Origin of the sequence: Kitasatospora nipponensis, assembly GCF_039528135.1 — a bacterium.
Taxonomy (GTDB): domain Bacteria; phylum Actinomycetota; class Actinomycetes; order Streptomycetales; family Streptomycetaceae; genus Kitasatospora; species Kitasatospora nipponensis.
The window spans coordinates 1-12,241 of the sequence record NZ_BAAALF010000099.1; the positions used below are offsets into that span (position 1 = coordinate 1).

At 72.8% G+C, this 12,241-nt stretch carries 9 protein-coding genes, 1 tRNA gene and 1 pseudogene; 5 read left to right on the top strand and 6 right to left on the bottom strand.

All coding sequences use genetic code 11. The features are described 5' to 3' along the window. The 3 genes and pseudogenes from ABD323_RS24440 to ABD323_RS24450 all read right to left on the bottom strand — a co-directional run. Positions 1–228: pseudogene (locus ABD323_RS24440) on the bottom strand (hypothetical protein); the annotation flags it as partial. A gap of 196 nt (positions 229–424) precedes the next feature. Continuing rightward, positions 425–754 (bottom strand): hypothetical protein, encoded by a 330-nt coding sequence (locus ABD323_RS24445; RefSeq protein ID WP_344444075.1) that lies wholly within the window; start codon positions 752–754, stop codon positions 425–427. 440 nt (positions 755–1,194) lie between these two features. After that, positions 1,195–2,595, bottom strand: coding sequence for a cystathionine beta-synthase (locus ABD323_RS24450; protein ID WP_344444076.1), 1,401 nt, complete (start codon positions 2,593–2,595; stop codon positions 1,195–1,197). 164 nt (positions 2,596–2,759) lie between these two features. Between ABD323_RS24450 and ABD323_RS24455 the strand changes: the two genes are divergently transcribed. The 3 genes from ABD323_RS24455 (at position 2,760) to ABD323_RS24465 (ending at position 6,627) form a co-directional block, all read left to right on the top strand. Beyond that, complete coding sequence (locus tag ABD323_RS24455) at positions 2,760–3,905, top strand: SGNH/GDSL hydrolase family protein (RefSeq protein ID WP_344444077.1); 1,146 nt, start codon at positions 2,760–2,762, stop codon at positions 3,903–3,905. Between the two features lie 64 nt (positions 3,906–3,969). Further along, the gene (locus ABD323_RS24460) at positions 3,970–5,190 is read left to right on the top strand and encodes an acetyl-CoA C-acetyltransferase (RefSeq protein ID WP_344444078.1); all 1,221 of its coding nucleotides are present in this window, start codon (positions 3,970–3,972) and stop codon (positions 5,188–5,190) included. A 369-nt stretch (positions 5,191–5,559) separates the two neighbouring features. Next, the gene (locus ABD323_RS24465; protein WP_344444079.1) at positions 5,560–6,627 is read left to right on the top strand and encodes a serine/threonine-protein kinase; all 1,068 of its coding nucleotides are present in this window, start codon (positions 5,560–5,562) and stop codon (positions 6,625–6,627) included. Positions 6,628–6,656: 29 nt separating this feature from the next. Here ABD323_RS24465 and ABD323_RS24470 read toward each other — a convergent pair whose 3' ends face one another. From ABD323_RS24470 to ABD323_RS24480, 3 genes are all read right to left on the bottom strand, one after another. After that, a complete protein-coding gene (locus ABD323_RS24470; RefSeq protein WP_344444080.1) occupies positions 6,657–7,115 on the bottom strand; it encodes a hypothetical protein in 459 nt (152 codons plus the stop codon). A 135-nt stretch (positions 7,116–7,250) separates the two neighbouring features. Beyond that, positions 7,251–8,129: a Bax inhibitor-1/YccA family protein gene (locus tag ABD323_RS24475; protein ID WP_344444081.1), complete on the bottom strand. Its 879-nt coding sequence runs from the start codon at positions 8,127–8,129 to the stop codon at positions 7,251–7,253. Between the two features lie 170 nt (positions 8,130–8,299). Continuing rightward, positions 8,300–8,384: transfer RNA gene (locus tag ABD323_RS24480), tRNA-Leu, on the bottom strand. Between the two features lie 348 nt (positions 8,385–8,732). Between ABD323_RS24480 and ABD323_RS24485 the strand changes: the two genes are divergently transcribed. After that, positions 8,733–9,506, top strand: a complete 774-nt coding sequence (locus ABD323_RS24485; RefSeq protein ID WP_344444082.1) for an ABC transporter ATP-binding protein — start codon at positions 8,733–8,735, stop codon at positions 9,504–9,506. A 114-nt stretch (positions 9,507–9,620) separates the two neighbouring features. Further along, entirely contained in the window at positions 9,621–12,197 is a 2,577-nt protein-coding gene (locus tag ABD323_RS24490) for an ABC transporter permease (RefSeq protein ID WP_344444083.1), read from the top strand. The last annotated feature ends 44 nt before the right edge of the window (positions 12,198–12,241 follow it).

A 12,241-nucleotide genomic window follows, 5' to 3' on the forward strand; every position in this document is an offset into this window, starting at 1 on the left:
GCCCGCACCGCCCGCCCCGCCGACGCCGCCCGCCGGGCCGCCGCGCCCACCGCTGCCGCCGTCGTTGCAGGCCGCCAGGAACAGGACGGGCGCGCCGAGCAGCCCCGCCAGCACCCCGCGCCGGCTCCAGCCCCCACCCAGGCCCCCACCCACGCCGCCCCCACCCACGCCGCCGCCGACGCCCACGCCGTCGACACCGCCGCGCCCGCGCTGCTCCCGTGCCGTCACGTTCTCGTCTCCCTGCTGCCGACTGCCATGAATCCAGGTACGCAAATCGGAATTAACGACGTTATTGCGGTCGAACCGGTTCCCCGAAGAGGATCAGATCGTACGAGATGATGAGAGATGGCGCCAAAAATGGACATACCGCCCGGCCGGCAATCCGGCGGGCGGTATGAAAGGAGAACGCTCTGCGTTCGTGTCGTTACTCGACCTCGAACTCGTAGCTGTCGTCCTCGGGGTCGAATTCGGTCTGCGCCGACTCCCAGGTGGCCTGGGTCAGCTCGATACCGGGAACGTCGCCGAGCAGGGCGACCGGGTCGATGAAGTGCGCGAGGGAACCCGAGGGGTCCACCTCGATCGCCTCGACGGACTGGGCGCGCTCCTCGTCGTCGAGGTACTCGTCGTCCTGGACCTGGGCCAGGGCGGCGGCCTTGAGGGCGTTCTCGTCGGTGATCTCCGCGATCAGCTCGATGCTGAGGCGGACGTAGCGGGGGGCGTCGGTTGCTTCGGCGCTGGTCTCGGTGCTGGTCATGGGGCGAGCGTAGGGGAGAACCCCACCAGGTGCCCAAACCACGGCGAGGCCGGCCCCGTGAACCGGGACCGGCCTCGCCCGCTCCGCCGGGCTCCCCCACCCGGGAGCCGCGGAGCCGCGCCGCGAGGGCGCGAGGTGTCGTGGGAACCGCCGCACCCTGTCCATCTGGCCGGAGCCGGACAGGGGCGGGACGACGGCGGCCCCCACGAGGGGCCCCTCCGGCCCCGAAGGGCCTCGGAGGGAGACACGGGGACCGGGTCAGGACCGGTCCGTGTGCCTCGGGACGGCCGCGGTGTCCGGGGAGCCGCTCCCGGTCACCGCTGCCGTCCTGCTCGGCGTCTTGCCGTGCCCACTACAGTGCCCGACGGTTGTTAACCGGGTGATGCGTGCACGTGACGCGGGTGTACCGATTCGTCGGCCGACGAACCATCCCGGAAACGTCAGTGCGCGGTGCGGCCCGCCATGAAGGCCAACAGGTCCTGGCGGGTGACGATGCCCTGCGGCTTGCCGTCCACCAGCACCACGGCCGCGTCGTGCTGCTCCAGCACGCTCATCAGACCGGTCACCGACTCGCCCGAGCCGACCACCGGCAGCGGGCGGGACATGTGCTGCTCCAGCAGGTCGGTGAGCTGGGCGCGGCCGCTGAACAGGGCGGCCAGCAGGTCGCGCTCGGCGACCGAGCCGATCACCTCGCCGGCCATGATGTCCGGGTGGCCGGCGCCGGGCGAGACCACCGGCATCTGCGAGACTCCGAAGTCCCGCAGCACCTGCACCGCCTCGCCGACCGTCTCGCCCGGGTGCATGTGGACGAACTGCGGGATGCCCTCGTGCTCGATGGCGTCCTTGCGGGCCAGCACCTCGCCGATGTGCGACTCGTCGGTGGCGGCCGGCAGGAAGCCGTAGTCGGCCATCCAGTCGTCGTTGAAGATCTTCGACAGGTAGCCGCGGCCGCCGTCCGGCAGCAGCACCACCACGACGTCGTCGGGGCCCAGCCGCTTGGCGACCTCCAGCGCGGCCACCACCGCCATCCCGCAGGAGCCGCCGACCAGCAGGCCCTCCTCCTTGGCCAGGCGGCGGGTCATCTGGAACGAGTCCTTGTCCGAGACGGCCACGATCTCGTCCGCCACCGTGCGGTCGTAGGCGGTGGGCCAGAAGTCCTCGCCGACGCCCTCGACCAGGTACGGACGGCCGGTGCCGCCGGAGTAGACCGAGCCCTCCGGGTCGGCGCCGACGACCTGCACCGAGCCGCCCGAGGCGTCCTTGAGGTAGCGGCCGGTGCCGGAGATGGTGCCGCCGGTGCCGACGCCCGCGACGAAGTGGGTGATCTTCCCCTCGGTCTGCTCCCAGAGCTCGGGACCGGTGGAGTGGTAGTGCGAGGCCGGGTTGTCCGGGTTGGAGTACTGGTCCGGCTTCCAGGCGTTCGGGGTCTCGCGGACCAGCCGGTCCGAGACGTTGTAGTACGAGTCCGGGTGCTCGGGCGCCACCGCGGTCGGGCAGACCACGACCTCGGCGCCGTAGGCCCGCAGCGTGTTGATCTTGTCAGTCGAGACCTTGTCCGGACAGACGAAGATGCACTTGTAGCCCTTCTGCTGGGCGACGATCGCCAGGCCCACGCCGGTGTTGCCGGAGGTCGGCTCGACGATGGTGCCGCCCGGCTTGAGCGCGCCGGAGGCCTCGGCGGCCTCGATCATGCGCACCGCGATCCGGTCCTTGACCGAGCCGCCGGGATTGAAGTACTCGACCTTCGCGAGCACCGTGGCGGAGATGCCCTCGGTGACCTTGGTGAGCTTCACCAACGGGGTGTTGCCGACCAGGTCGATGATCGAATTGTGGTACCGCACGGGGGTCCTCCCGGTCTGTGGCCATGACAGTTCTTCGGTGGCTCCAGCCTATGGCTCCAGATGGCCGATGCCTCCCGATAGCGCGAAGGTGTCAGAGGGTATGCACGCTGTGGGACGCTCCCGCGCCAGCGGGCGAGCGACGGGACACGAAGGGGGTCGCCGCCATGCCTGGGGCGCAGCAATCGAGGGCGAGGGTCGCCCGGCGGATCGCCACCGCCGCGGCCTACGGCGGGGGTGGGCTGGGTCTGCTCGGCGTGGGGCTGGCCGGCGTGCTGATCACCGAGAGCAGACTCGCGATCCGCGCGGTCGGCATCCTGGAGGGCGACCCGCCGAAGTCCGACGGGGTCTACGGCGACGGCTTCGCCGACCCGGCCACCGAGCAGGAGCCGCTGGTGCTGGCCTTCCTGGGCGACTCCACCGCCGCCGGACTGGGCGTGCGGCGCAGCCGCGAGACGCCCGGCGCGCTGCTGGCCGCGGGGCTGGCCTCGGTCGCCGAGCGGCGGGTGGAGCTGGTCAACGTGGCCGCCTCCGGTGCCCGCTCGGACGACCTGGCGCGCCAGGTGCGCCAGGCCCTGGCGGCCCGTCCGGACCTCGCGGTGATCATGATCGGGGCGAACGACGTCACCCGCCGCTCCCCCGCCGCGCAGGCGGTGCGCCGCCTGGGCGAGGCGGTCCGCGACCTGCGCGCGCTCGGCTGCGAGGTGGTCGTCGGCACCTGCCCGGACCTGGGCACCATCAAGCCGGTGCGGCCGCCGCTGCGCTGGGTGGCGCGGCGGGTCAGCCGGCAGCTGGCCGCCGCGCAGACCATCGCGGTGGTGGAGGCGGGCGGGCGCACCGTCTCGCTGGGCTCGCTGCTGGGTCCGGAGTTCGCGGCCCGGCCGGAGATGTTCGCCTCCGACCGCTTCCACCCCTCCGCCCAGGGCTACGCGACGGCGGCGATGGCGATGCTGCCCTCGCTCTGCGCCGCGCTCGGGCTCTGGCCGGAGACGGCCGAGCAGGAGCCGCCGGCCCGCCGCGAGGCGGTGCTGCCGATGGCGGTGGCGGCGGCCCACGCGGCCGGCCAGTCCGGCACCGAGGTGGCCTCCACCGACGCCGGCGCGGGCGGCGGGCGGTGGGCGCTGGTCAAGCAGCGGCTGCGGTTCGGCCTGCCGTCCGCCACCGGCCAGCCCGCGGAGCCCGAACCACCCGGCGAACCCGGCCTGCCCGGCGAGCCCGGCGGGGCCACGGCCCTGGGCGCGGTGGGCCACCGCCGGGGACCGACGGATCCCGGCGAGGCGGGCGTCGGCGAACTCACACCCGGACGCAGGTGACGCACGGGCTACTTGAGAGTAACTTTCCTCTGCGTAGCAGCCGGACACACACCTGGGAGCCGTCATGCCCGAAGCCGTCATCGTCAGCGCCGCCCGTTCGCCGATCGGCCGGGCCTTCAAGGGCTCGCTCAAGGACGTCCGCCCGGACGACCTGACCGCGCAGATCATCGCCACCGCGCTGGCCAAGGTGCCGCAGCTCGACCCGCGCGACATCGACGACCTGATGCTCGGCTGCGGCCTGCCCGGCGGCGAGCAGGGCCACAACCTGGCCCGGATCGTGGCGGTCCAGATGGGCATGGACTTCCTGCCCGGCGCGACCATCACCCGGTACTGTTCCTCCTCGCTGCAGACCACCCGGATGGCACTGCACGCGATCAAGGCCGGCGAGGGCGACGTCTTCATCTCCGCCGGCGTGGAGACCGTCTCCCGCTCGATCCACGGCACCTCGGACGGCATGCCGGGCACCACCAACCCGCTCTTCGCCGACGCGCTGGCGCGCACCGCCAGGCGCGCCGAGGAGGGCGGCGGCGAGTGGCACGACCCGCGCGAGGACGGCCTGCTGCCGGACGCCTACATCGCGATGGGCCAGACCGCGGAGAACCTGGCCGCGCTCAAGGGCGTCACCCGGGCCGATCAGGACGAGTTCGGCGTGCGCTCGCAGAACCTCGCCGAGGCGGCCATCAAGGCCGGCTTCTGGCAGCGCGAGATCACCCCGGTCACCACCCCGGACGGCACCGTGGTGTCGGCCGACGACGGCCCGCGCGCCGGGGTCACCCTGGAGGCCGTCTCCGGCCTCAAGCCGGTCTTCCGCCCCGACGGCACGGTCACCGCCGGCAACTGCTGCCCGCTGAACGACGGCGCGGCCGCCCTGGTGATCATGTCCGACACCAAGGCCCGCGAGCTGGGCATCACGCCGCTGGCCCGGGTGGTCTCCACCGGTGTCTCCGGCCTGTCCCCCGAGATCATGGGCTACGGCCCGGTGGAGGCCTCCCGCCAGGCGCTGAAGCGCGCCGGGCTGACCATCGGTGACATCGACCTGGTCGAGATCAACGAGGCGTTCGCCGCGCAGGTCATCCCCTCCTACCGGGACCTGGGCATCGACCTCGACAAGCTGAACGTCAACGGCGGCGCGATCGCGGTGGGCCACCCGTTCGGCATGACCGGCGCGCGACTGACCACCACGCTGATCAACTCCCTGCAGTGGCACGACAAGCAGTTCGCGCTGGAGACCATGTGCGTGGGCGGCGGCCAGGGCATGGCGATGGTCCTGGAGCGGCTGAGCTGAGACGCAGCGCAGGGTGGGGGTCGCCGAGGAACGAGGCGGCACGCGCCCGAAGCGCAGGAGCAGCCCAGCCGCGACCCTGCGAACGGAGCGCCTCTCCTGATCGGACTGCCACCCGTTCGGCGTCACGGACGGTAATTGAGGGCCGGATCACATCGCTTTCGCGATCCGGCCCTCTTCGCGTCCTTTCGAACGCCATTTCTCGACACCCCGAAGTCGTCCAACTGCGCAGCGTACACCGGCCATGCCATTGGATATTCGGACAATGACCAACGTCACGGACATTTCGGACATCTTCCACTGCGGTACCACCCACCCATACGGCAGGGTGGAGATGTTCCCCTGTTCCACTCCGCGCAAGGAGTACGTTCCGTGAGCGCCGTGTACATCTCTCTCCTGCTGATCCTGATCGCCGTCTCCGCAGCTGTCCTGATCCACGTACGCGGCCTCTCCCGCCGGCTCGACGAGAACCGCGCCGCCGCGAGCGGTGCCACCCCCCTCGACGAGGCCGCGATACGCCGGGCCGTCACCGAGGCGCTGGCCGCCGACCGCGAACGCGAGATCAGCGAGGCGCGGGCGTTCTGGGCCGAGCAGGAGGCCCGGGCGGCCGAGGACGAGCCGCTGCTGGACACCCCCTGGACCGGCGCCCCCGGCGACCTGGGCTACGGACTGAGCGGGCTGGCCGACCTCGGCCCGGTCGAGAACTGGCCGGTCTTCTTCCCGCGGCCCACCGGCCCCGAGGAGGCCGCGGACAGCGCGAGCACGATGGACCCGGAGTTCGGCGAGGCCCTGCGCTCCGCGCTGGAGGACATCATCAGCGAGAGCGGCACGCTGCCCGGGCACCCCGCCCAGGGCGGCCTGCCCGCCCAGGGCGGCCACCCGGCAGCCGGCGGGCACCCCGCGCAGGGCGGTGCGGTGCCCGGCGGTGCGGTGCCGGCCGGCGAGGGCGCCGCGGTCGGTGGCGTGCCGGCCGGCGAGGCCCGCGCGCGCCGCGAGGCGGACCTGCTGGCGACCGGCCTGGAGGCCGGCCTCTTCGACCCCGAGGCGGCCACCGAGGTCGCGCCGCTCGACCAGGCCCCGGCCGTCGCCCCCGACCCGCGCCGGCACCCCTCGCACCCCGACTTCGTGCCCAGCCAGACCCCCTCCCGGGAGTGGACCGACACCCGGCTCACCATGCTGGCCGAGGACCGGATCGCGCTCACCGACGTGCGGCCGGGCCCGCTGGGCACCCTGGACGTCTACGCCTTCGCCGACGGCACCACGCTCTGCGTGGCCCCCGGCGACCGCGAGGCGGCCTACCGGCTGATCGACGCGGTGCGGGCGGGCGAGGACGTGCGGCTGCTGGGCGGCTCGCGGTTCTCCGGCTCGTACTCGCTGACCTTCTCCACCGACGACGAGGCCGTCTACGTGCTGGCCGACCGCGTGGTGGCCAGTATCTGAGCGAGGCTCGCGGCAGGTCCGCGGTCGGCTCAGGAACAGAGCTTCTCGACGGCGTCCACCGCCGCGACGGCCTCCGCGAGGAGGACGTCCGCGGACGGCCGGGCGCCGTTCGGCGTTCCGGCGCTCCGCGTTCCGGCGCTCCGCGTCCCGCCGTTGGTCACCCCGCCGTTGGTCACCCCGGCGTTGGTCACCCCGGCGTTCGGCCCGTCGGCCAACTCGGCGGCCAGCGCGGCGGCCAGGTCGTGGCCGGCCACCGCGATCTGGTCGCCGACCGCGAAGACCCCCACGTCCGGCACCTGACGCGCCGGCGCGCCGGCGCCCTCCTCCAGCAGCTGGGCCGCGCGCGCCAGTTGGTCGGCCAGCGCGAGCGCGGCGGCGGCCCGCGACGGGTGGCCGGGCACCGCGGCGAGCAGCCGGCTCTGCGGCATCGCGCGGAAACGGTCCGCCAGGCGGTCGACGGACTCCAGCAGGGAGGGCACATCAGGCATGGCGCGAGCCTATGGCCTGGGCGGGCGTTCCGGCGCCGGGGGCGGGAACGCCCGCCCGGGCCACAGGCTCGGGTGCGGGTCGGTGCGCTGCAGTCGGTGCGCTGCGTCGCGTCGCGCTGCGCCGGGGACCGGCGGTCAGTCGTCGCCGCGCAGGATCGCGATCAGCCGCAGCATCTCCAGGTAGATCCAGACCAGCGACAGCGTCAGCCCGAAGGCCGCGCGCCAGGACTCGCGGCGCGGGGCGCCGCCGCGGATCGCCTCCTCCACCGAGGCGAAGTCCAGGGAGAGGAAGAACGCCCCCAGGCCGATCCCGACCACGCCGACCAGGATGCCCAGCGGACCGGAGTCGAGGCCCATCGAGGCGCCGAAGATCGAGGCGACCACGTTGACCAGCATCAGCAGCAGGAAGCCGATCGCGATGGCCATGCCGATCCGGGTGTAGCGCGCGGTGACCCGGATCCGGCCGGTGCGGTAGGCGATCAGCATCCCCGCGAAGACCGCGGCCGTGCCGAGCACCGCCTGGACCGCGATCCCGGGCCAGATGGTGTTGAAGGCGTGAGTGATCGCGCCGAGGAAGAAGCCCTCCAGTGCCGCGTAGAGCAGCACCAGCGCCGGGTTGACGCTCCGCTTGAAGCTGATCACCAGGCCGACCACGAAGGCCACCAGCGCGGCCCCGGTGGCGAGGCCGAAGTTGGCCGTCGGCAGCGCGAACCAGGCCAGTGCGCCGGCCGCCACCACGGTGAGCAGCGTCAGCGCGGTGCTGGCGACCACGTCGTCCATGGTCATCCGGCCGGTGGCCGTCGGGCCCGCCGCGGGGGCGCGGTAGAGCTCCTCCAACTGCTCGGCGCTGCCCGCCCGCGCCCCCGGGTCGTACGGGTTCTGCCCGCCGGCGTAGGGGCCCGAGGGCTGCTGCGCGTACGGGTTCGGTGCCTGCTGCGGTGCGCCGAAGCCCGCGTAGCCGGCGTCGCGACTGAAGGACCCGCTCCGCGAGAACACCGGATTGCTGCTTCTCATGCTGATTCCTCCCAGGGCGGCACGTCACCACCCGCCTGCCAAGGGTAATGCGTTGGTAAAGGAAACGGGCGCGCGCCGCGATCCGTTCCCGCGCAGCGCGCAGCACCACTCCGGGAGGGGAGGCGGCACCGCGGCAGGAGGGGAGGAAGAGAGGAGAAGGGGGACGAGTGTGGTGCCCGGAGCCGGACTCGAACCGGCACGGCCTCGCGGCCAAGCAGTTTTAAGCTGCCCGTGTCTGCGTTCCACCATCCGGGCGGGAACAGCTCCGCCCGTCAGTGGGCTACCCCTGAGCCTAGTCGTCCCGATCCCTCTTGCGCATGTTCCCAGCCGGGGAAGTTGTCATGTTTCCTTGCCATCTGACGAACAGTCCGTGATTCGGCCAGCGAAGGCGCGCGATCCGGCCACCGGGGTCCCGTCATCCCGCAGGAGGAGAGGCGGGCCCTCCCGTCAATCCCGCAGGAGGAGAAACGGGTCGACCGGTCAACCTCCGGTGCCGTCACCCAACCGTCCGTCGGAGCGACGCGATCGGCACTCCCCGCCCCCGAGCATGGAGTTGTAGCCGAGTTGCCGGACCACCGGCGCCGCGACCGACAGGAGAACACCGTGACCACGCCGACCGCAGCAGCCGTCCGCACCGGCCGGGCGGCCGCCCGGGCCACCGGTCTCAACAAGGTCTACGGCACCGGTGAGACCCGGGTCGTCGCCCTGGCGGACGTGTCCGTCGAGTTCCGCGAGGCCGAGTTCACCGCCATCATGGGCCCCTCGGGCTCGGGCAAGTCGACCCTGATGCACTGCATGGCCGGGCTGGACACGGTCTCCTCCGGCTCCGCCGTGATCGGCGACACCGAGCTGGTGGGCCTGCGGGACAAGCAGCTGACGCAGCTGCGGCGCGACCACATCGGGTTCGTCTTCCAGGCGTTCAACCTGCTGCCGACGCTCACCGCGCTGGAGAACATCACGCTGCCGATGGACATCGCCGGCCGCCGGGTCGACCGGGCCTGGCTGGACGCGGTGGTGGAGACGGTCGGCCTCTCGGGCCGGCTCTCGCACCGTCCCAGCCAGCTCTCCGGCGGCCAGCAGCAGCGGGTCGCCTGCGCCCGCGCGCTGGCCGGCAAGCCGGACATCATCTTCGCCGACGAGCCCACCGGGAACCTCGACTCGCGCTCCGGCGCCGAGATCCTCTCCTTCCTGCGCAACTCGGTGCGCGAACTGGGCCAGACCGTCGTGATGGTGACCCACGACCCGGTCGCCGCCGGCTACGCGGACCGGGTGGTCTTCCTCGCCGACGGCCGGATCGTCGACGAACTCGTCGGCCCGACCCCGGACTCCGTGCTGGACCGGATGCGCCGCTTCGACGCCAAGGGCCGCACCAGCTGACCTGCGGTCAACCGCCCGACCCGCCGCAGCGCGCCGCACCCCGAGGGGGCCGCCGGAGCGCGGCCGCGGCGTGCCCGCCCTCCTGCCCGTCCCCTCGTTCCTCCAGGACTCGCCATGTATCGCACCGCACTGCGCAATGTGCTGGCCCACAAGGGCAGGCTGCTGATGACGGCTCTGGCCGTCATGCTGGGCACCGCCTTCGTGGCCGGCACCATGATCTTCTCCGACACCTTCGGCTCGGCGCTCAAGAACAGCTACTCCAGGAGCTACTCGGACCTCTCCGTGCTGGTCAGCGACAACGGCGCACAGAGCGACGCGGTGGCCGCCGACAAGGCCGGGGCCGACGCCCCGCGGCTGACCGCCACCACGGTCGGGCAACTCGCCGCGTTGCCCGGCGTCCAGCAGGTCCGCGGCATCGCCCAGGGCTTCACCGCCGTCGCCGACAAGCACGGCAAGAGCCTGGGCCAGGGCCAGGACTCCTGGGGCGCCAACTACGTGCCCAACGGTGCCGGCCAGGACTCCCGCTACCCGATGGCCGCCGGCCGCGGACCGCAGAAGTCGGGCGAGATCGCGCTGGACCGCCAGAGCGCCGACAAGGCCGGCTACCACGTCGGCGACACCGTGCGGGTGGCCACCAACGGCCCGGCCGCCAACGCCACGCTGACCGGCATCTTCACCACCGACGACCCCGGGGTGAGCGCCGGCGCGCCGCTGGTGCTCTTCGACACCGCCACCGCGCAGCGGCTGCTGGTCTCGCCCGGCCAGTTCACCGACCTCGCCGTCACCGCGGCGCCGGGCACCTCCCAGGACACCCTGCTCGGCGAGGTCACCCGGGTGCTTCCGCACGCCACCGGCCAGGGCGACCACGGCGGCATCATCGCCAAGACCGCCGACCGGCTGCAGGCCGACCAGCGCGACCGGATCGCCTCCTCGATGTCGGGGATGCGCACCATGCTGCTGGCCTTCGCCGGCATCTCGCTCTTCGTGGGCATCTTCATCATCGCCAACACCTTCACCATGCTGATCGCCCAGCGCACCAAGGAGCTGGCCCTGCTGCGCGCCATCGGCGCCAGCCGCAAGCAGGTCACCCGCTCGGTGCTGGTCGAGGCCCTGCTGATCGGGGCGCTCTCCTCGGTGGCCGGGCTGGTCGCCGGGCTGGGTATCGGGGCCGGCATGCAGGTCCTGGTGGGGGCCCTGGACAACGGCCACAGCCCCTCCGGCCCGCTGGTCGTGGCCCCGGCCACCGTGCTGACCGCGCTGCTGACCGGCGTGCTGGTGACGGTCCTGTCCGCGCTGCTGCCGGCCCGCCGGGCCGCCCGGATCGCGCCGATCGCGGCGATGAGCAGCGGGGACCAACCGGCCACCCCCAAGGGCCTGCTGGTGCGCAACAGCATCGGTGCCGCGCTCACCGCGGTGGGCCTGGTGCTGATCCTGTGGGGCTCGGGCGCGGGCTCGGACGGGAAGTGGATCGTGGCCGGCGGCGCCGTGCCCGCGCTGCTCGGGACGTTCATCCTGATCCCGCTGCTGTCCCGCCCGCTGATCGCGGCCGTCGGCCCGCTCCTGAACCGCCTGTTCGGGATCTCCGGCAAGCTGGCCCGGGAGAACGCGCTGCGCAACCCGCGCCGCACCGCCGCCACCGCCTCGGCCCTGACCATCGGTCTGACCCTGGTCAGCGCGCTGACCGTGCTCGGCGCCTCGGTCGGCGGCTGGCTGGACCGCACCGTCACCACCTCGCTGAAGGCCGACTACTCGGTCTCGATGTCCAACGGCCTGGCCCTGTCCCCCGAAGTCGCCGCCCAGGTGGCCAAGGTGCCGGGGGTGGCGGCCTCCTCGCCGCTGAACGACGGCGATCTGCGCCTGGCCGGTCAGGACCGGCAGGTCACCGGCGTCGACCCGGCGCAGATCGACCAGGTGCTCAACCTGACCATGAACAGCGGCTCCAGCGCCGCCCTGGCCCAGGGTCGGCTGCTGGTCGACGCGGACACCGCGAAGAAGGAGGGCCTGGTCGTGGGCAGCACGGTGGCGACCACCTTCCAGGACGGCGGCAGCACCAACCTGGTGGTCGGCGGCGTCTACGCCAACAACGCGATGATCAACCCGGTGACCGTCGACAACGCCGTACTGCGCGCGCACGGCGAGGCGACCTCGGTCAACCAGATCCTGGTCAAGGGCGCGAACGGCGCCGGCGCCTCGCTCCAGCAGGCCCTGGTGAGCGCGGCGGGCGACAACCCGATCATCCAGGTGCAGAGCCGGCAGGAACTGCGCGACCAGTTCAGCTCCACCATCTCCTTCGCCCTCAACATGCTCTACGGCCTGCTGGCGATGTCGGTCCTGGTGGCGATCCTCGGCGTGGTCAACACCATGGCGATGTCGGTCTTCGAGCGCAAGCGCGAGATCGGGATGCTGCGGGCGGTGGGGCTCGGCCGCGGCGGCGTCAAGCGGATGGTCCAGCTGGAGTCGGTGGTCATCGCGCTGCTCGGCGCGGTGCTGGGCCTGGCCCTGGGCTGCTTCCTGGCCTGGGCGGTGAACGGCACGCTGAAGAACAGCATCACGGGCCTGACCACGGTGGTGCCCTACGCCAAGCTGCTGCTCTTCCTCGCGCTGGCCGGCCTGGTGGGCCTGGTGGCCGCGATCTGGCCCTCCCGGCGGGCCGCCAAGCTCGACATCCTGGACAGCATCAAGGCCGCCTGACCCCCCGCCAGGGGCGCCCCACGGCCCGGCGACGGGCCGTGGGG

Bases quoted from the DNA above. Each gene is read 5' to 3' on its own strand.
- ABD323_RS24445 (WP_344444075.1), bottom strand. From the start codon at position 754: ATGACCAGCACCGAGACCAGCGCCGAAGCAACCGACGCCCCCCGCTAC.
- ABD323_RS24455 (WP_344444077.1), top strand. From the start codon at position 2,760: ATGCCTGGGGCGCAGCAATCGAGGGCGAGGGTCGCCCGGCGGATCGCC.
- ABD323_RS24460 (WP_344444078.1), top strand. From the start codon at position 3,970: ATGCCCGAAGCCGTCATCGTCAGCGCCGCCCGTTCGCCGATCGGCCGG.
- ABD323_RS24470 (WP_344444080.1), bottom strand. From the start codon at position 7,115: ATGCCTGATGTGCCCTCCCTGCTGGAGTCCGTCGACCGCCTGGCGGAC.
- ABD323_RS24475 (WP_344444081.1), bottom strand. From the start codon at position 8,129: ATGAGAAGCAGCAATCCGGTGTTCTCGCGGAGCGGGTCCTTCAGTCGC.
- ABD323_RS24490 (WP_344444083.1), top strand. From the start codon at position 9,621: ATGTATCGCACCGCACTGCGCAATGTGCTGGCCCACAAGGGCAGGCTG.